Raw genomic sequence first — 21661 nt, 5'->3', positions numbered from 1 at the left:
CGCGCGGTTCGTGTACGACAAGAGCAATATGGAAGCATCAGGCGTGAGCAATGCTTCGTGGAGCGTTGTCATGAGTCCGAAAGAAGTCTTGCCCGTTCCTGGCGGGCCAATAATGAGGAAAAAATCCTGTGCCTGCTTCACGCGCAAAGCCAATTCATTGAATTTTCCATAGTCGCCGCAGAGTTGCAGCGAGGAGTCGACGGCGGGGTCGCGCTGCAAGAGGAGCAGGTCGCGTCGCTCTTGTGGCGCAGAAAGGAAGGCGTGCATTCCGCGATAGAGAGAACTATAGGACGATTCTATGAAGTCGTGCTCAATGGCCCAATGCTTGTCGGCATCGCGGAGAAAGACGTTAGCATCCGTTTGTGGGGCGCGCAAAACGAGCGTAATGCGGTTGGCTGTCACTTTCTCAATGGAACAGCGGAATACCATAGTGCGGCGCAGGTCGGGTTCCTGTCCCGGCGTGTAAGGATAGAACACTACGACATCGTTTAAGCGGAAGTTCGACATATCATTATCGGCCTGTTCGCTAAAACCCAGTACAAGGCGTGTGACGGGACGCGGAGAATCGTTGACGGAAGGGGAGAGCAGTTGGAGACGATCGTAGATGTTGCCCGCTTGGCGCTTCTCGTTGAGCGAGGCGTGCCAGGCTGAGGCAAATCCGGAGTTCTCTTTTGTGCGGTTGCCAAACTTCGAGAGCACGTGCTCGTTTGCGATGAAGGTGAGGAAGCGGAAATAGTACATCCGCTCCAGCGGCGAGGCGTTGTGGATAGGGCGAAGTAGGGCTTGAATCTGTGGGCGCTGGTAACGCTCCCAGAGCGTGCCGTGTGCCTTGCGTTCGTTGAGCCGTTCGGGCGTTAGCGTGTCGAGCAACTCAAATCCGCCTTCAGCAAAGTGCAGTTCGTTGCACGCTATACCGTTTCTGATTTTCAGAGCCTCAAAGAGAAGCTGAGGCGCAAAGCTCATTCCCAACAAACTGTTAGGGTAGCGCGAATAGAGGAGAAAGGCACTGAGATGGTGGTCGTTGCGGTCGTATTGCTCACGGTAGTTGTAACGCAGTAGAGCCATGTAGAGCAACATTTGCACATAGTGTTTCTCCTGGTGAACAGGGGTGTTGGGATCGGGTTGCGGCCAACCGCCTTTGCCCGACTTCTGTTCGATGAGTACCTTTTGATCGAGTTGCAGGAAGTCCATACGTCCTTGTAAACCGAGCATTTCGGAGAAGAAAGACGGCTCAAGCATCACATTGCGCTGCTGATACTCCTTCAGCTGTTGCGGCATATCGTTTTTGATAGCCTTATGAATATTGCGCTTCTGCTTGATAGCGTTCTCATGGAATTCAGGCGATACATTGGCAGCAAGGAGGTTGAGGGCGTTGCCTTTGAAAAATTGCTGCACGCTTTCGGCGTATGGTTGTCCTTCTCCCTCGCTGTGGACTTCTTCATCGAGCAACTGCCCCGCCAAGTTACCGAGCAAGATAGCTTCTGTAGGTTCCGTTGCGCGAATCTTATTGAGCAGATAGATGAGTGGCGAGTGGGCATAATTTTCAAAGCAAGCCGCGATGGCAGAAATATCCACCAGATAATCAGGTTCTACAATGATGAGTTCGGGATACAAGATACCATCGTACAGGCGAGGGCGAATGATGTTGATTTGCGATCCGCCGTGGAGTTGCTGCCGCAGATAAGTCCAATCGAAGTTGTAAATGGTGTTGCCGTGGGAATAACAGATGACGACCTCCAAGGGCTCTGCTTCTATCTGCCCGTAGATGTTGTCGTTGTCCACCTTGCTGACCAGTACGCGCAGGTATTCAGCTTCGGGTACTTTCAGCGTGCGTTGTGGGCGGTTGGTAGGAAAGAGTCTTTCCACTTCGGGCGGTACGGATGTCCCTTCCACCTGCTCAATAAATAAGCAAATGGCTTTGAAGTCATAAGGAGCGTTTTCGCGGAGTATATCTATAGTGAGTTCACCGCTGCCTGCTTTCCGGAAACGTATGCGCGCTTCGTTGACAGCTTTGCACAGCGATGGTTGCACCTCGTGTTCGCGCAGAAGAAAATCGGTTTGTGCGAACGCTCCTACCAATTTCACCGTGCTCCGCGCCGTGTGTTGGTGCAGAAAATGGCCAAAAATCTTGCCAAATTCGAGATACATTTGTTGAGCATCTTCCAATTCATAAGCTGCCACCATTTGCTGCCAAAAATCTGCTGCCGATTCTGGCTCAAATACATTCCTTACAACCATTCACCTAAATCTTTTGTTTTCTGCAAAGATAATGTCTTTCCCCCTCACAGTACGTAAATCTGCCAATAACCAAAGCTTTTAATTTCTAAATATCAGATAGGGATAAATTCGTTTGTGCAATTTTCTTATGCTATGGAAGCAGCTTTTTGTAGGAAGAATAGGTGTGTTGGAAGACTTAATGTTATCTTTGCCTCAAGAGAGAAAAAAATAAAAGCGTTAGAAATATTAAGGATTATGAAGAAGATGTTTTGTGTGTTGGCTTGGTTGGCTTTCAGTAGCAATTTGGTTTTCTCTGCTAATCTTAGTGGGGGCGTGCGTTCGGGGGTAGAACTGAGTTGTTGTGATGATGTTCCCGAAGATAGTGTTGCAGAGGAAACAATGACGATTGATAAACAATTTCTTGAGAAGTTAGGACCTGTCTATAAAGATACGGTAGAGTGTCCGGAAAGCTCGACGGCTGGTATCGCTAATTGGCTTTATGATAGGGCGAAAGAACAGGATCGCAAGTCGATCTACTTATCTCGGAAATTGCTTGCTCCCCAAAAAGGATTGAAAGTTTTGGCAGATAGTTCTGGTAAGAACTCCGTACAACTTCAGCAGGCATTGTTGAGAGAAGATCAAATCTGGAAAACACTTCTGGCTTCGCTACGCACGTTTGATAAAATCGCGATGGATATTAATATTATAGAAAATGGGTACGGAACGATTTCTATAGTCCTTAGTGCAGACCTATTTCAGAACCTTAGTTACATTCGTATGGCTTGTTTGACGGAAGACCTTCTTACGTTTACGGCCTCAGACAAAGAGGTTGTGAAAGCGGACGAAGGAATGTCTGTAGACTCTCTTTATTATTATATGTCACTAAGTCGTCCGTATGTTACGGCGAAAATGCTAAAGGATTCTGACCTCTCCTCTTATAGCGTGTCTGACCTGAAAAGGCTCAATAATTCCCATACAATATCCACGATGCAAAAACGTGTAGAAACGTGGATGAGTGCGCGCCGTAATGTTTCTGATTTACTCAATCCTTCAGCCAAGAGCCAGTACGACCTTCATACTAATAAAGTTCTGCATTCTTTGATTTATCATTATTGGGGCTTTGGGTATTAGGCTCTTTGCTCCTTGTGTAAGTTTAATTTCTTCAACTGATTCGGGAGAGAAAAGCTTTCTTGTTTAATTGCTTCCTCTCGTTCTTTAAGCATTAAAGCTCTTCTATTCGTTTCTCAAATTCGTTCTTCTCGCACAGAGCTTTGTTACGGTATTTGCTGCGATAGTTATAGATCGTGGCGAGCGAATAGTTGAGAAAATGAGCAATGCGCGTGCTTTCTGTCACACCCAAACGGATGAGAGCAAAGATGCGTAGTTCGGTATTTAATTGTTCATTTTTCTTTGGAACGATGCGTGCTTCAGGTTCGAGGAGGTTGTTGAAATTCTCGATGAAATGGGGAAAAAGAGTGAGAAAAGCATTGTCGAAATCAGCATAGAAGTTTTTCTGTTCTTCAGCAACAATGGTCTCTGATTTCAAGAGTTTGAGCAAATCTTCCTTTTGTCCGTTCTTGGCAACTCTGAGTAAGTCGCGACGATATAAATCAAGTTTGTCGATATAATCATGACAACGACTCAGATAGCGTGCTATATACTCCTCTTTCACTTTATCAGTTAAGAGTAAGTGCTTGTTTGTTTCCTGCACGGCTTCATTGGCCTTTTTGAGTTGTTGGTTTGTTTCGGCCAATTGACGGCGAGTTTCCGCATTTTTTCGCATTTGTTTCCGTAAGGAATAGATAACATAGGCCAGCAAGAGAGTCAGCAAGGACAGACCGATGAAAAGGGCATATTCCGTCAGTCGTCGGCGATGATTCATTTCTTTGTAAGCTTTTTCGATAATGGGGAATATATTTGTTGCTTCAATGGCGCGCAAGCGTGCTTTGCAGTAGTTGGCGTCTTCAATGGAGCAAAGTAGATAGTTGTAAGCCCGTTCGATATTCCCGTTTTTGAAGAGCAATTCCGCCAGTTTGGGTAAGGCGATATATTCTGTTACGCCAGACTCTAAATCAATAATGGCCGTTTTTGCCAAATAGTAAGCCTCTTTATCTTTGTTGCCAATCAAGCGATAGTATTCGGCCAAGTTGTAGTAAGAGTAGGCTTTATCTTTGCTTTTTCCATTCAGATTTGGAGTGCAATATTCTAAAGCTAATCGAGCGTTGCCTTCATCAATAGCCTTATCGGCCATGACGATATTGCGACCAAGCCCCTTGGGTTCGAGCTTCAGAATAGAGTCGCGATAGCTAACTTTTATCAAGCGAAGTTTTTGTGCAATAAAAGTATTGGACGTATAGTCCTCCATCCACCCGTAGATTGTTCGTAGCAAATGATAATAGGCCAACAGGTCGTTACGGTTGAAAGCTTGACGATTACAGTGAGAAAGAGTTTCCAGAGCTTCGTGATACATGCCTGTTGTAGCAAAGATGTTGGCGCGTTGCATGCAAACGTAGTTTTGCAGCTTAGTATCGGTTTTTGCCTCGATGGAATGGGCAATTTGATCAACGTACTTGTTGGCAGAGTCGGTTTGTGTATGCAGGTAGAAATCTTCCACCAATCGTTTGCATATATTGATACGTTTGTAGCCACTGGCATGTTGGAGTTGTCGTTTCCATGCTGTAGCCTTTTTTTCGAGCGACTGCTGGTAGAGTTCTTTTTGTGCTATGACCTTATCTAATTGTTTGAAAATTTCTTTGGTTTCATTACTATAATCGGTATTGCTCCATCCCGGAGCAATACAAAGCATTATGAGGCAGAAAGAGAGGAATAGAGATTTCATCTTTTAAGAGTATCTTTAAGGGTTTCAAAAGTATGAAATTTTCAGAAAAGAACCAAATAGAAGTATCTTTCTTTCCTAAATGACTTCCTAAAAAAGGAATAGATATAAATTGTATTCATCTGATTTATAATTGAATAATATAATTTATGACTTATATTTAATTTTTATTACCTTGTTGAGGCTCATGAAAAGATATATCTTTGCAAAATACGAAAACACACGTTGAAGAAAATGATGAAAACAATACGCTACATATTAAGTGCTATTTGCAGTGCTGTTTTTCCGATAGCAGGAATTTGTGCAACAGTATTGGATAAAGTGCAGCCCAGCTTTTGGTGGGCAGGCATGAAGAATCCCGAACTGCAGATACTGCTGCATGGAAACCAGATAGGAAGTAGTGAAGTTTCGCTGACTTCGAAGGATATAACGATTAATCGCGTTGTTCGTCCGGAGAACGCCAACTACCTTATATTATATGTCAATACGGCAACGGCTGCACCTCAGAAATTTACTATAGAACTCAAGCAGAACGGCAAGACCACGAAAGTGCCTTACGAACTCAAGCAACGTACAGCTCAATCCCGCCAAACGTGGGATGCCCATGATGTTGTTTATTTGTTGATGCCAGATCGTTTCTGCGATGGTAATCCGCGCAACAATGTAGTCAAAGGGCTATTGGAGCAAGATTGTAATCCTCAAAATCCTGATGCTCGCCACGGTGGCGACATTGCGGGTATTCGGCAGCATCTTGATTATTTTTCCGATTTAGGCGTAACGATGCTTTGGATAACCCCACTGCTCATAAATGATATGCCGGATTTCTCTTACCACGGTTATGCCATCACCGACTATTACCAGATAGATCCGCGCTATGGTTCGAATGAGGAATATCGTGATTTAGTGGCAGCTGCCCACAATAAGGGGTTGAAAGTGATGCAGGATATGGTTTTCAACCACTGTGGCTCTAAGAACTTCCTTTTTACAGATCGCCCCGATGATAGCTGGTTTAATAACAATTCTCGCTATGTTCAAACCACTTACCGCACGGCTTCTGTGAGTGATCCCCACGTTTCGCAGTCTGATATGGCTTTGGCGCAAGATGGCTGGTTTGTGGAATCCATGCCCGACTTAAATCAGCGGAATCCCGATGTTATGAACTATCTCATCCAGAATAGCATCTTTTGGATAGAATATGCTGGTATTGATGGAATTCGTCAGGACACGTACCCTTATGCTGACCGCCAAGCCATGGCGCGCTGGTGTAAGGAAATCGATGCTCAGTATCCAGGGTTTAACATCGTTGGTGAAACGTGGATCAACAATAATGTAGGCGTCTCTTACTGGCAGAAAGATAGTAAACTGGCAGGGAGCGACAATTCCGAATTGCCCACTGTGATGGATTTTCCTTTGATGGCGCTGCTCAACCAAGTGTGCGACCAAGAGACCAACGTATGGGACAGTGGCATGGCTCGTATCTATGACTATCTCACACAGGATATTGTGTTTGCAGACCCCATGCACTTGATGATATTCCTTGAAAATCACGATACAGATCGTTTCAATTCTACCCCCGAAAAAGCACAGAACCTCAAGCGTTACCGTCAAGCGCTCACACTTTTGCTCACATTGCGCGGTATTCCCCAAGTCTACTATGGTACGGAGGTAGCCATGTCGGGCAACAAGTCGAAAGGCGATGGCACACTGCGCCAAGATTTCCCCAAAAGAGTTTTCGATGCTACCAAGCGCACTCCGCTCGAACAGAAATATTATGATTTCACGCGCCGCTTGCTGCAATGGCGGAAAACGAGCGAGGCAATAGGGCAGGGGAAACTTATTCATTTTCCCCCTCGTGATGGAGTGTATGTTTATAGTCGTATTCACAATGGGCAGGTAGTAACGGTGCTCATCAATGGTATGGACGAACCACGCGAGGTAGACCTTACGCCTTTCAGTCAGGTACTTCCAGCAAAGTCGGTTTATGATTTGGTGCATGAAAAGGAAGTAAAGCTCGATGGAACAGTCCATCTGGACGGCCGCGACGAAATGATATTAGATTTTTCACCTATACAAAATAGGTGAGATCTCTTTAGATAGCAGTTTTTGTGTATTTGATGTAATCAGTAATAGGTAATTTTACGCTCAGTGGGTCGTGTCTCTGTGAAGAGGCGCGACCTCGTTTGTTTTTCTACTTCTTTGTGAGAGCTGTACTTTTCCTTATTGTATTTTTCGCTACAATAAGGCTGCCAGCTGACACAATAAGGCTATCGGCTGACAGTCTTATTGTAATCACAAGTCGTTCGATACTTATTGTAGATTCCCTTTCTTTCTCTGAAGCATACTTTCTTTTCTTATGCTATGAAAACGAGAAAGCTTTATATCTTGATAATGCTATTTGAGCATATCAATGCGGCATGAGGGAGTTTGATAATAGAATTCGTTTTTTTTCTTTATGATATTCACGGAAAAGTTGCAAAAAACTTGTGATATTATCTTTGTTTTTATTGTTTTTAAGGCTTAATTGCAAACTCTGCTTGATAAATCGACTTATAAAATAAGCCCCGACAAAGATAGCTAACTATCAGAAAATGAATAAAATAATGTTTTTGCAGACTTCACAAAAGTTTCGAATGAATAAATCTCTATGTTAATGAATGTTTTTTCATTATATCTTTGCACCAATAAAGTAGTGGAAAGTTTAGAACGCCTGTTTTCTTTAACTGCTTATAGAATTACGCAAAAAAGAATTTTATGAAACGTACATTCCTGATTCTGTCACTTATCGCTCTGGCTCTTCTGCCATTGCAGGCCCAACAACTCATTTCGCCGAATGGTAAGTTTGTGATGAACTTCTCGCTCGACGCTTCAGGGCGTCCTACTTATGATTTGACCTTTAAGGGAAAAACCGTGATAAAACCCTCCAAGCTTGGTTTAGAACTGAAGCAGGAAGATCCAAATAACTCTACGGACTTCGGCGTTATGGTGAATAAACCCTCTGAAGAGGTCATCCGCAAGGCCGACCTTATGACAGGTTTCAGTATTGTTAGTACGCGCACGTCTACCTTTGATGAAACGTGGAAACCCGTATGGGGAGAGGAATCTTCCATACGCAATCATTACAATGAGTTGGAGGTGACGCTCAACCAACCTAAGAATGATCGTTTCATTGTTTTGCGCTTCCGCTTGTTCGATGATGGTCTTGGTTTCCGTTATGAGTTTCCCGAGCAGAAGAATCTGACCTATTTTGTGGTGAAAGAAGAACATTCGCAGTTTGCTATGACCGGAGACCATACCGCCTTTTGGATTCCTGGCGACTACGATACGCAAGAATATGAAACCGTTATTTCAAAGTTGAGCGAAATTCGCGCGAAGATGCGCCAAGCTATTACGCCCAACTCCTCGCAAACACCTATTGGTCCTACAGCAGTTCAGACAGCTCTCCAGCTCAAAACAGCCGACGGCCTTTATATCAACCTTCATGAGGCAGCCTGCATCAACTATTCCACGATGCACCTCAACCTCGACGATAAGACAATGACCTTTGAGAGTTGGCTCACTCCTGATGCTCGCGGAGACAAGGGCTACTTGCAAGCACCTTGCACTTCGCCTTGGCGCACAATCATTGTGGGCGAAAAGGCTACTGATATATTGGCTTCTCGCATGACGCTGAACCTAAATGAGCCTTGCAAGCTGGAAGACACCAGTTGGATACACCCTATTAAATATATGGGTGTTTGGTGGGAGATGATTACTGGCAAAAGCTCATGGGCTTATACCGATGATTTTCCTTCAGTGAAAATTGGTGAGACCGACTATGCAAAAGCACGCCCCAATGGTCGTCATGCAGCCAATACGGCCAATGTGAAACGTTACATCGACTTTGCAGCGGCCAATGGTTTCCAAGGACTCCTTGTTGAGGGTTGGAATGAAGGTTGGGAGGACTGGTACGGCCACGAAAAAGATCACGTCTTCGACTTCGTTACGCCGTATCCCGATTTCGACGTGAAAGCTATCCACGAATACGCCAAAGCTCGCGGCGTAGAAATGATTATGCACCACGAAACCAGCGCTTCTGCGCGCAACTATGAGCGCTATATCGACACTGCTTATCAATTTATGGTGGACAATGGTTATCACTCCGTCAAGAGTGGTTATGTGGGCAATATCCTCCCGCGTGGCGAACACCACTACGGGCAATGGATGAACAACCACTACCTCTACGCCCTCAAGAAAGCAGCAGACTATCGCATTATGGTAAATGCCCACGAGGCTACGCGCCCTACAGGACTTTGCCGTACTTATCCCAATCTCATAGGCAACGAGAGTGCCCGTGGCACGGAGTATGAAGCGATGGGGGGAAATTCTGTAAATCATACAACCATCCTGCCTTTCACCCGCTTGATTGGTGGCCCGATGGACTATACACCAGGTATCTTCGAAATGGATTGTTCCAAATTGAATCCAACCAATCATAGCTATTGCCGCTCCACGCTGGCTCGACAGTTGGCACTGTATGTAACGATGTACAGTCCCCTCCAAATGGCTGCTGATGTACCCGAGCACTATCAAGCCCACATGGATGCTTTCCAATTCATCAAGGATGTGGCTGTGGATTGGGATGAAAGCCGCTATCTTGAGGCAGAACCAGGCGACTATATCACAATTGCTCGTAAGGCCAAAGGCTCTGAAAATTGGTTTGTGGGCTGCACTGCTGGCGACAACGGCCATACGTCCAACCTCGACTTCTCTTTCCTCGTACCTGGTAAGAAATATGAAGCTACTATTTATTGTGATGCTAAAAATGCCAGTTGGGACAAAAATCCTGCGGCTTATACCATCACAAAGAAGACCATTACTAACAAAACGAAACTGACACTTCGCGTAGCCAGTGGTGGCGGCTTTGCCATTAGCATTATTGCAAAATAAAGCAACTCAAAATGTGTTCGGCAGTAGAACTTTCAAAGCAGTCAGTATCTTATGGCGAACTACAAAACAGAATAATTCATCTAATTTATATAACCTAACAATACTAACATGAGTAAGAAGTTGAACTTCAGATTTCTGTTGCTGTTGGTGGCAGGAATCTTTCTCTCTCTCAACGTAGTGGCACAGACCATTACGGTGAAGGGACATGTACAGGACACTGATGGTCATCCGGTGGTATTTGCCAGTGTGACCTCTGTGAATCCTAAAGCGCTTACAAATACAGACGCCGCGGGTAACTTTACTATTAAGGCTCAGCAGGGCAGCAAGCTTCGCGTGTCTTATATTGGCTATAAGTCGGCCGATGTTGTAGCAGCTCCAACGGTGACTGTCGTACTTGAAGACAACAGTACACTGAACGAAGCTGTTGTCATCGGTTACGGTGTGGCTAAGAAATCAGATGTGACGGGTTCTGTAATGTCTATCAAGCCAGACAGCAAGAACAAAGGTTTGGTTGTTAACCCGCAGGACCTCATCCAAGGTAAGGTGGCCGGCGTTTCCGTTACTTCCGCTGGTGGTACTCCTGGTGGTGGTGCAACCATCCGTATTCGTGGCGGTTCGTCACTGAATGCCAGCAACGATCCGCTGATTGTCATCGACGGTGTGGCTATGGATAACCAAGGTGTGAAAGGTCTTGCCAATCCGCTCTCTATGGTGAATCCGCAGGACATCGAAAGCTTCAACATCCTGAAGGATGCTTCTGCAACGGCCATCTATGGTAGCCGTGGTTCTAACGGTGTTATCATTATCACCACTAAGAAAGGTGCTCGCGGTCAGGCTCCGAAACTCTCCTACGCTGGTAGCGTGACGATGAGTACGAAGAAAAAGACTTTGAAAGTGATGAACGGTGATGAGTTCCGCGCTTTTGTGAAAAAATACTACGGTGAAACCAGTGAGCCTGCACAAGCTTTGGGTACGGCCAATACTGACTGGCAGAAAGAGATTTATCGCACGGCTTGGAGTCACGACCACAATGTGACGCTCTCCGGTTCACTCAAGTGGATGCCTTACCGCGTTTCTCTGGGATATACCGATCAGCAAGGTATTCTCAAGACTTCAGATTTCCGCCGCTATACTGCAGCTTTGAATCTGAGCCCTTCTTTCCTTGACGATCATCTCACGATGAATTTGAGCGCAAAAGGCATGTACGCAGAAAGCCAATATGCCAACGGTAGTGCTGTAGGTGCTGCGCTCTGGATGGACCCTACTCAGTCTATTTACGATATAACTTCTCCTGATGCGGCTAATTTCCACAACTACTTCCAATGGCGCACTACGGGTGCTTCTCTGAACGACCCGGCTTGGCCTAACGCTTGGAACAATCTGGGTACGGCCAACCCTGTTGCTTTGTTGAAGCTCATGGACGATAAGGCGCGCAGCCGTTCTTTTATTGGTAACGCTGAGTTCAACTATAAGGTACATGGCTTTGAAGACCTTCGTCTTCACATGAACTTAGGTGCTGATGTTTCTCAAGGAAAGCAGACCACTATTAAGCCTGCTGGTTATCCTTCAGAGGATGGTCGTCAGACTTACTATTATGGCTACAACGGCTGGGATAAGATTCTGAAGCGCAATCTCTCTTTCAATGCTTACGCTCAGTACTATAAGGATCTCAACGATAGTCACCACTTCGACGTGATGGCTGGTTACGAATGGCAACACTTCTGGAGAAGTCAGCATTCCTTGACGTGGGGCAAATATCCTACTACCAATCCTAACTACGCTACTCTGCAGGCTAAACAGGTGGCAGAAGGACTCATTGCTGCAGGCGAAGCTCCGATCTACAATCTTTCTCCCTACGACTACAAGACAGAGAACTATCTCGTGAGCTTCTTCGGTCGTGCGAACTATTCTTATAAAGATCGTTATCTCTTCACGGCAACGTTGCGCGATGATGGTTCTTCTCGTTTCAAAGACCATTGGGCACTCTTCCCCTCTTTCGCTTTCGCATGGAAGGCTAAGAACGAACCGTTCTTGACGAATGTTGAAAAGATTTCCGATTTGAAGCTCCGCCTTGGTTATGGTCAGACGGGTCAGCAGGAAGGTATCGGCGACTATAATTACTTCGCTGTTTACGGTATCAATAAAGGTACGTCCAGCTTCTATCCCATCACGCGCCGCGATGGTAAACCTTACGGCGTACTCAACCGTCCAGATGCTTACGATCCTAATCTGAAGTGGGAAACTACCACTACTTATAATGCAGGTGTAGACTTAGGTTTCCTCAACAACCGCTTGACGGCATCTATCGACTACTATTACCGCAAGACAACAGACTTGCTCAATCGCGCATACGTTGCAGCGGGTACTAACTTTAAGAACACTGTGATGACGAACATCGGTTCACTCAAGAACACAGGCTTCGAACTTGCTCTCGACTACAAAGCTATCCAGACCGATGACTGGTTCTGGGACATCAACCTCAACGCCACTTACAACCAAAACAAAATCACAGAACTTATCGGTGGCGACAAGAACTACTATGTTGCAGTAGGTGGTATCTCTGCTGGAACTGGTTTTAACGCCCAAGCACACACTGTTGGCAAGCCTGCCTTCTCCTACTACGTTTATCAGCAGGTTTACGGTAAGGACGGCAAGCCCATTTCGGGCGTTGTAGTCGACCGCAATGGTGACGGACAAATCACTGAAGCCGACAAGTATTTCTACAAGAGCCCGATGGCTCCTTGGACGTTTGGCCTCTCTTCCCGCCTTTCTTATAAGCAGTGGGATCTGAGCTTCACGCTCCGTGCTAATGTTGGCAACTACGTTTACAACAACTACGATGCTGCTTCCTCTGACCTTTCTGCTGTTTGGTCTTCTTCGAAGTTCTTGAGCAACCGTCCGCTGGAATCTATCAACCGCGGTTGGGCGTCTACCGAAGAACACGCAGTCCTGTCCGACCACTTTGTTCAGAACGGTTCTTTCTTGAAGTGCGACAACATCACATTGGGCTATAACTTCACGAACCTTTTCCGTATGGGCAACTACTCTGGTCTGGGCGGCCGTCTCTACTTGGCAGCTTCCAACGTCTTTACCATTACGAAGTATAAAGGTATCGACCCCGAAGTTTTCAAAACTGGTTTAGGGGCAACACCTGGTATCGACAGCGACATTTATCCACGTCCTTTCAGCCTCACGCTGGGTCTGAACCTCAACTTCTAATTTAATAAGGAATTCGATTATGAAAAGAAATATCAAAACTATGCTGTCTCTGTCAGCCTTTGCGTTGACACTGAGCATGAGCTCTTGTGTCGGAGATTTGGACGTGAAGCCCATCGATCCGAACCTGAATACAAAGGTGGATGTTGAGGCACTCTTTAATAAGTGCTTTGCCAACTTGGGTATCTCTGGTAACGGCAGTTCCGACGACGATTGCGACGTTGACGGTATCGATGGCGGTACGTCAGGATTTGTTCGCCAGCTCTTCAATTCTAATGAGTTGCCCACTGATGAAGCCATTTGCTGCTGGGGCGACCCCGGTATCGCTGGTTTTACCAATAATGCTTATGATGGTGCTAACCCGATGCTTGAAGGTTTCTATTATCGCCTCTATTTCGGTGTGTCGATGTGCAACCAGTATCTTGCTGAAGCCGGCAACTACAATGCGCAGATGACGGCCGAAGTACGTTGGCTCCGCGCCCTCTACTATTACTATTTGATGGACAACTTCGGTAATATTCCGTTCTCTACCACGGTCACTTCTGTAAAACCACCGCGCTATACGCGTGCTCAGGTGTATGATTTCATTGAGAAAGAACTTCTCGAAATCGAACCGCAGTTGTCTGACGCTCGTGCTAAGAAATCTTCTGATGAAGGTTATGCTCGTCCTGACAAGGCCGCCGATTGGTTGCTGCTTTCTCGTCTTTATCTGAATGCAGAAGTCTACACCGGAACGGCACAATGGGCCAAGGCAAAAGAATATGCCAAGAAAGTCATGGATTCTCCTTATCATCTGAACACGACAGGCCAGAATGGCTGGACTGCCTACCAGATGCTCTTCATGGGCGATAATGGCGAAAGCAGTGCAGCCCAGGAAGCTGTGTTGCCAGTACTCCAAGATGGTGTGCTGACTACCAGCTGGGCATGTTCTCTCTTCTTGATGGCATCTACCTACGACAACACCATGCACCCCTATGCAGCCAATGTTGACGGCGCGGCTACTAATGGTACTACGCTGGCTTGGGCTGGTAATCGTGCACGTCCCAATCTGGTGGCACAGTTCTTCAATGGCAATGCCAGTGCTTGTCCGCTCTCAACAACAAAGGACATCATCGCAGCTGCCAAGGACGACCGCGCACTCTTCTGGGGCGACGGTCGCACGGTGGACGTGACGTCGAACACTACGAAGGACTTCAAGAAGGGACTCTCTGTGACGAAGTTCACCAACTTCTATTCATCCTCCACTACAGGTGCTGGCGCGAGCAACGTTCAGTTCCCCGATGCCGACTTCTTCCTGATGCGTGTTGCTGAGGCTTATCTGACTTACGGTGAAGCCGATGCCCGCTTGAACGGAGGTAAGACTTCCACCGAAGGAACGAATGCCATCAACGCTCTCCGCAAGCGTGCCAATGCTAAGACGCAGTCGTTCTACAATCTGAATGACATCATCAGCGAATGGTCTCGTGAATTCTTCTTTGAAGGCCGTCGCCGTATGGATTTGATTCGTTTCGGTCTCTATGGAGGTAACTCCTCTTACGTTTGGTCTTGGAAGGGTGGTACGCAAGCTGGTCGCAATTTCGCTGCCACGCGCAATCTCTTCGACATTCCTACGAAGGATTTGAATGCAAATCCCAACCTCAAACACAACGAAGGTTATAATTGATAGATAAAGTCTGTGTGCTATGAGCTAAAAGGCTCGTCCCCGCGGCTTGTAGCACGCCACTTTTCATTTTAATAAAGAAATCATTATGAAAAAATATTTTAAGTCAGCATTGCTGCTTCTTTGCAGCGTTTGCCTCTTCGCTGCTTGTGCGGACGATAATGATTCAAATCCTACGCTGAAGATTCCGGAGACATTTGTGCTTAACACGCCAAACTATGCCGGCTATACCGTGGATTTGAAATCAACGACCGACTCGCTTTCTTTCTCTTGGTCACAGCCCGACTTTGGTGGCTTCCCCGTTGCGGCACATTATATGGTGCAAGTCTCCAAGGGCGATAGTTTCAAAGTTTCGCAAGAACAGGCCGATGCAGATCAAACCGGTGCTAAAAAGGCCGACTATGCCAACCTCTCAAGTGTGCTCACCGATTGCAAGTATAAATACTCCGCTGAAGACCTCGACAAGCTCATCGAACAACTCAACGGCTGGGATGAGACAAATATTCCCAGCAAAGCGAATGTCTTTGTGCGCGTGATGTCCTATATCCCCACATCCACTGGTACAACCGATACGGTCTACTCCAATGTGGTGAAGCTCAATGTAGCTCCTTACTATGTAATGCTCAAGGCTGCCGAGCCCGAACTCTGGTATCTCATTGGCGCTTGTATTGGTGATGGTAAATGGACCAATAGTGCCGACGCTGTCGGAAAGAGTATGATTCCGATGTATGTAGCTCCCGATCAAACTTACAACGCGAAAACCGGTAAGGGCATTATCGAATACGTAGGCTATCTCACCACGGCAGGCTTCAAAGTAGTGAAAACTCCAGGTAGTTGGGATGACCAGTTCGGTTCTTCTGATGGCGCTTTGACCATTGTTCATAACGATGGTGGTTCTTCCAATATCTGTGTTCCTTCAGATGGCTACTACAAGATTACGCTTAATACAGAAAACTATAGCATGACTGTCGTTCCTTATACTCCGGCTGTTTCCACCTATCCGCAGATGCTCATTGCTGGCGACTTCAACGGTTGGAGCACTTCAACGGCGATGACTGCTTGCGCATCCAGCAATAACCACGACTGGTTCTACGATCTTGATACCTCTGCCGATAAGACTACGGCGAAGTTCCTCACTGATAGCAGCTGGTCAACTAACTGGGGTGGCAACGACTTCCCGCGCGGTGCAGGGGCTAAAGGTGGAGCAAACATCCCTGTAGATGCTGGTAAGTATCGCGTCTTCTTCAACGACATCACAGGTGTCTATATGTTCATGGCTAAGTAATAATTGTTTTGTATGCTGCAAGGGCTGGTAAGCGGAATGCTCCGCTGCCAGCACCGCGCAGTTCAAAAAAACTAAAAACGCATAAGTATGAAAAAAGTACTGTTTACAATGGGGCTGGCTTTGCTCTTTGCTGGTTGCTCCGATGATTATACGGACTGGGCACAACCGAAGCAGAACGCCCAAGAGGCAGCTCTTTCTGCCGCGCTCAATATAGAACCCGCTGCAGCTATCGACTATGCCAACGTAACGACCGATTCTGTCTCTATCTATAAGGCAACTTTCACGGCCGAGAAAGCCACTGAACCTACTTATAAGGTTTGTTTGAAGAACGCTGCGGCCACCGATTCTGTCTATCTCAATTCTGATAAGAATGGTAAACTGGCTGCTGCCGACCTCAAGGCTGCTATTGAAAAGCTCTATGGCAAGCGTCCCAACAAACGCGAGATTCCTACAACGGTCTATGCCTACACCACAATGGGAGGAGCGTCTTTCCGTCTCGATAAGGCTATCACCGTAACGGCTACCCTCGTGGCTCCTGTCATTGAAGACGTTTACTACTTGGTGGGCACAAACTCTCACTGGACTACACCCGTTAAGTTCAACCACAGCACCGAGGATGTCTACGATGATCCTATCTTCACAATGACCGTCCCCGCACCTGTCAAGGCTGATGGTACTCGTGCTGATGCACAGTTTAAGATTGTCCCGGCATCCTGTATGAAGGCCGACGGCTCTGCTGTTGAAAACTGGAACGGTGTTTTAGGCTCCGACACAGAAAATGGTGATACTCGTCTCGAGGCTGGTATGGTGGCTCAGGGCGGTAGCTTCCTTCAGAGAGCTTCTGATGGTGCAAAATACTACACCATTAAGCTGAACATGATGGACTATACCATGACCATCGCTCCGCTCAACTATTCTGAGTATATCTATGCTCCAGGCACCGGCAATAGCTGGACTCCGGCTTCTGCACCTGCTTTGCATTCTGCCAACTTCAATGGCGTCTATGAAGGTTTCGCTTATCTCAAATCAGAGTTTAAGTTCACCAAGCAGCGCAATTGGGACAATGGCGAATACAACTGGAGCAGCTTCACAAGCTATCCTGCGGGTTTCACAGGCGAAGGCACTGGAAATATCAAGGTGGCTACTGCTGGCTACTACAAGATTACGGCCAATGTTCCTTCTGCTAAGTTCGAAGCTATTCCTACCACTTGGGGCATCATTGGTGATGCTACAGCAAAAGGTTGGGACGGCGACGAAGCCATGACATTTAATGAAGCCGATGAGAGCTGGACGATAACGACGACGCTCAAAGCCGGAACGTTCAAGTTCCGCGCTAACGGTAGTTGGGACATCAACTTTGGTGGCAGCGCCAATAATCTCATCCAGAATGGCGATAATCTTTCTGTCGCTGCCGGTACTTACACCATTAAGTTGTACCTCTCTCGCAAGACTGCTAACCACTACTATTGCACGATTACTAAACAGTAAACTCCAGCATGTATTGTCATAACTGATTCTTTCCCCCATCCGGGATTCTCGGGTGGGGGAATTTTCAATTACAGCAAGTTTTCTATATTTGCTGCTCGTTAGAGAAAGAAATCAAATATCAATAAAAAAATTACGACACAATGAAGAAACGTACACTTCTCCTTTCCTTCTTCGCTCTGCTTCTTGCTTCGGCGCGCGCGCAAGCACCGGCCGACTGCCAGGATGTGCTGTTGCAAGGATTCTATTGGAATTCGCAGCAACAAACAGGATGGGCACAACTGCTGCCTGCTGTTGATGAAATCGGGCAAAACTTCACGGGCATTTGGCTGCCACCTTCAGCCAATCCCGAGGGAGGCTATACCGTTGGTGGGTCAAATGTAGGCTATCATCCGCGCGTGTGGAACGACCAAAACTCTTGTTGGGGAACGGCCGACAATCTGAAAACGCTGATCACGGCCTTCCATAACAAAGGCGTGAAAGTCATTGCCGACATCGTCATCAACCACCGTGCCGGCTATACCGATTGGGCAAACTTCTCGCCCGACAACTTCGGAGCGTATGGCTCTTACCAACTCACGCTGGCCGACATTTGTCGCAACGATGAGGTCAATACCGAGGCTGGAGCAGCCACTTTCCGCGCCACCTATGGCATGGCTACCGGTGCAAACGATACGGGAGAAAACTGGGGTGGTGCGAGAGATCTCGACCACACTTCGGCCAATGTGCAGAACGACATCAAGGCTTATCTCAACTGGATGAAGGGCGAGATGGGCTACGACGGTTGGCGCTACGATTTTGTGAAAGGTTTCGAAGGGAAATATGTGGGAATCTACAACGACGCATCGCAGCCTTGGCTCAGCGTGGGCGAGTATTGGGATGGCAGCTATGATGCCGTCAAAGCCTGGCTGGCTGCTACGAGCTATAAGTCCATGGCGTTCGATTTTCCCCAGAAATATGCAGCACTCAACAACGGTTTGGCCAAGAACAACTACGCCAATATGGCGTGGAAAGAGAATGGCACAACGCTGCGCCCTGCTGGTCTCATCCATAACAGCTCAACCAATCGTTATGCGGTTACCTTTGTTGACAATCACGATACTTACCGCGACGGCAGCAAATACACAGGCAATGTGGCGCAGGCTTATGCCTTTTTGTTGAGTGCTCCTGGCGTGCCCTGCGTCTTCTGGCCGCATTGGGTGGGTAATAAGACGGTCATCAAGAATCAGATTGCTGCTCGCCGTGTGGCTGGCGTGACCTCGCAGAGCAATTGTGAGGTTGTGCGCAGCAACACCTACTACGAGAGCCGCACCGAAGGTAAAAACGGCACTTTGATTTGTCGTATCGGCAACGTAGCCACGATGCCAAAGACAGTACCCGACGGCTACTTCCGCGCCTGTGGTGGCAACAATTGGGCTTTCTATCTGCCCACAGCCTTGCAGTCCGTTTACACCAGTGTGCAAACGCCTACTGTTGCGCCCCACAGCGAAACTTCCGTCTACGATCTCCAAGGTCGCCGCGTCAGCACAACACATTCTGGTCTTTATATCATCAATGGCCAAAAGGTCTTGGTGAAGTGATAGGAGAGGCTCGTCCTAATCTGACTCCTCTGACCAGTCTGACCAGTCGGACTCGTCAGACCCGTCCGACTCATCTGAGCTCCACTGCTTCTCCAACAATTCTCAAACGCCACAAGGTTCTGTTCTCACAGCCTTGTGGCATTTTTTCGTCTGTCCCTTTCTTTGTAAATAAAGTTCTTATTCTACGGCTTCGAGAATGGCGCGAAATTCAACTTGCTTGATTGCGGGCAGGAATAACGCAGTTTTGGCGCACTATGAAATGGGGATATTTTCCACTTTTCGCGAGATGTTCCAGAATACAATAAGGAAGTTTTCAAACGCAATAAGGCTGCCAGCTGACAGCCTTATTGTGTCAGCTGACAGGATAAGGATAACGGCGCGCTTCTTTGTGAAAACTGCCGGCTTTTCTGCTTTTTGGGAGGGAATAATAAAGAAAAAAGCGGTCGGAAAAGCTTTCCAGAAGTGTACCCTAAAGTTTTGCGGAAAAAAGAAAGACTTTTTCACATCTATATCTGAAAAGCTGAATGTCAAGAATAGGGGAGGCAATGTTTTGCTGCGATGTGGGAACAACTGATGCTGAATCCTTTCTTCGCAAAAGCAGTCATTTCTGTTGCAAAAGTTTGTATTTCTTTTTTTATTTTTTAATTTGCGCCCCGTTACCTATAAAGCAAATTTTTTACATTTCATGAAACTTTTAATCCCTTCCTTATTCTTAGGGGTCAGTGTCTTACTGCCCGTTGGAATGCAGGCACAGGTAAGTGTGACGCGGACGGCTACGGACGTCAGTATCAGTAATGCTTACCTCGAGCGTCATTTCAATATTTCAGGACAACAGCTTCGGCCTGGAAAAATGGTCAATAAGCGCACCGCGCCTCTTGCCACTTTCACTCCCTCTGCGGGGAGTGAAGAGTTTTCGCTCAATCCTGTCATGCAGAAAAAGCAGGTTGGCGGTTTGCTCAACCGCGCTTCCTGGACGATAACCGCCGATGGCTTTACGCCCGAAAATGGCTGCGGAACGCCCGCATCTATTATTGACGGAAATGATGCCACCTATTGGCATTCCAACTATACGGACGCTTCGCTCGCAGAGATGCCCCACTGGTTTCTCGTAGATCTCGGTAGTAGCCAAACGTTCCGCAGTTTCGGATATACCACGCGTCAAGCAGACAAATCGGTCAACGGACACGCAAAAGAAATAGAGATACAAGCAGGCGATACTCCCACGGCTCTTACTACGGTCTATTCAGGAACGATGCCTTACAGTCTCAAGGAAATTTGGACAAATTTCAGTCACGACATAACGGCGCGCTACGTTAAAGTAATCATCAAAAGCAGTTGGAACGGTGCGAAGTTTGCTGCTTGCGGCGAATTCCGCCTGTCTTCAGAAGCGCAGGCTGCTGCCACTGAGATGACAAAGCTTCCCCGTACGGGCTGGACGGCTACGGCCGATTCCTGGTGTCACGAAAGTGCTACGGTGGGCGATCCCTCTTTGGCCATTGATGGCGATGCCGCAACGCTGTGGCATACGTTCTATTCCGGTCAGCAAGGCAACGGCTCTGCTGCTCTGCCTCATTCTCTAACCATCGACCTCGGGGCAGCTGCCACTTTCCGCAGTTTTGGCTATCTGCCACGTTCCGGCTCGGAGGGAGTGCGCTCCAATGGAAATATTGCAGGCTATGAATTCTCCGTATCCGACAATGGTTCCGACTGGCAGACAGTCAAGACAGGCACACTCGCCTATACGGAGGTGGCCACGGTTTGGACAGACCTCGGCCGCGACATCACAGCGCGCTATGTGCGTCTGACAGAGACCAGCGCCGTCAACGGTCGCGAATTTGGCTGTTGTGCAGAGTTCAATCTCTCTACAGACACTGTAGCCGTTCCGCTCCCTACGGCATTCTCCGCTTCTCAAATGACACTCAACAATGTTAGAGAAGAAAGTATCGACGGAGGTAAGCGTCTCGTCTTTGAGATGAAGCCTTATCAGCACGTGAACCCTGCAGATGGTGTCAGTGCTACGTGGAATGTCAGCATGGTGGTAGAAATGAAAGAGAAAGACCATTTCCTGCATAAATATCTCCTCATCAGTGCTGCAGACGAGGCAGCCCGCACCACGCCTATCGACTATATTGAAATGGAGAATATGGGTGTTGAGGGCGTGGCAGCTAATCAGCGATGGTCTCACCCAGAAGGTTCCGGCGGTGTGGGAGGCATGAGTGCCTACACCATGAGTCTCGGTCAGCCCTTCTATATTGACGGCCTTTTCTTTGGCTCGGAATTTCCGCAAGCCGAAAACGAAATTTCCAACGGCTTTGGCCATTCGCGCTACTACAGTGGAAAATCGCTCAGTAGCATTGCCAAAGAAGGCGTTTTCCGTACCTGGCCTAATGTGGAAGGGGCTGCGCGCTCCGTTTCCGATGTGGGAGTGATCCGTCAGGACTTCTTCTCCTACATTG

General features: G+C 47.3%; 11 protein-coding genes. 9 read left to right on the top strand and 2 right to left on the bottom strand.

Going from position 1 to position 21661, the window contains the following annotated elements; genetic code table 11:
- A partial coding sequence (locus ABLA33_RS07735; RefSeq protein WP_347719876.1) for a PD-(D/E)XK nuclease family protein occupies positions 1-2238 on the bottom strand: 2238 nt, incomplete at its 3' end.
- Between the two features lie 234 nt (positions 2239-2472).
- On the opposite strand from ABLA33_RS07735, the gene ABLA33_RS07730 reads away from it, so the two are divergent.
- On the top strand, positions 2473-3348 hold the full coding sequence (locus ABLA33_RS07730; protein WP_311490164.1) for a hypothetical protein: 876 nt from the start codon (positions 2473-2475) through the stop codon (positions 3346-3348).
- Between the two features lie 91 nt (positions 3349-3439).
- Here ABLA33_RS07730 and ABLA33_RS07725 read toward each other — a convergent pair whose 3' ends face one another.
- Positions 3440-5056 carry a DUF6377 domain-containing protein gene (locus ABLA33_RS07725; protein ID WP_311490165.1) on the bottom strand — a complete coding sequence of 539 codons (1617 nt, stop codon included), beginning with the start codon at positions 5054-5056 and terminating at the stop codon, positions 3440-3442.
- 234 nt (positions 5057-5290) lie between these two features.
- On the opposite strand from ABLA33_RS07725, the gene ABLA33_RS07720 reads away from it, so the two are divergent.
- From ABLA33_RS07720 to ABLA33_RS07685, 8 genes are all read left to right on the top strand, one after another.
- A complete protein-coding gene (locus ABLA33_RS07720) occupies positions 5291-7135 on the top strand; it encodes a glycoside hydrolase family 13 protein (RefSeq protein WP_311490190.1) in 1845 nt (614 codons plus the stop codon).
- Between the two features lie 669 nt (positions 7136-7804).
- Positions 7805-9979, top strand: coding sequence for a glycoside hydrolase family 97 protein (locus ABLA33_RS07715; protein WP_347719875.1), 2175 nt, complete (start codon positions 7805-7807; stop codon positions 9977-9979).
- Between the two features lie 108 nt (positions 9980-10087).
- Entirely contained in the window at positions 10088-13198 is a 3111-nt protein-coding gene (locus tag ABLA33_RS07710; protein WP_311490167.1) for a SusC/RagA family TonB-linked outer membrane protein, read from the top strand.
- A 19-nt stretch (positions 13199-13217) separates the two neighbouring features.
- Positions 13218-14858: a RagB/SusD family nutrient uptake outer membrane protein gene (locus tag ABLA33_RS07705; protein WP_311490168.1), complete on the top strand. Its 1641-nt coding sequence runs from the start codon at positions 13218-13220 to the stop codon at positions 14856-14858.
- Positions 14859-14943: 85 nt separating this feature from the next.
- On the top strand, positions 14944-16140 hold the full coding sequence (locus ABLA33_RS07700; protein WP_347719874.1) for a SusE domain-containing protein: 1197 nt from the start codon (positions 14944-14946) through the stop codon (positions 16138-16140).
- Between the two features lie 87 nt (positions 16141-16227).
- On the top strand, positions 16228-17628 hold the full coding sequence (locus ABLA33_RS07695) for a DUF5115 domain-containing protein (protein WP_347719873.1): 1401 nt from the start codon (positions 16228-16230) through the stop codon (positions 17626-17628).
- 140 nt (positions 17629-17768) lie between these two features.
- Complete coding sequence (locus tag ABLA33_RS07690) at positions 17769-19205, top strand: alpha-amylase family glycosyl hydrolase (RefSeq protein ID WP_347719872.1); 1437 nt, start codon at positions 17769-17771, stop codon at positions 19203-19205.
- Positions 19206-19890: 685 nt separating this feature from the next.
- Positions 19891-21661 (top strand): discoidin domain-containing protein (locus ABLA33_RS07685; protein WP_347719871.1); only part of this gene is annotated, 1771 nt, incomplete at its 3' end.

The sequence above is a fragment of the uncultured Alloprevotella sp. genome (assembly GCF_963536905.1).
Lineage (GTDB): Bacteria > Bacteroidota > Bacteroidia > Bacteroidales > Bacteroidaceae > Alloprevotella.
This window is presented reverse-complemented; position numbering and strand designations above follow the sequence as displayed.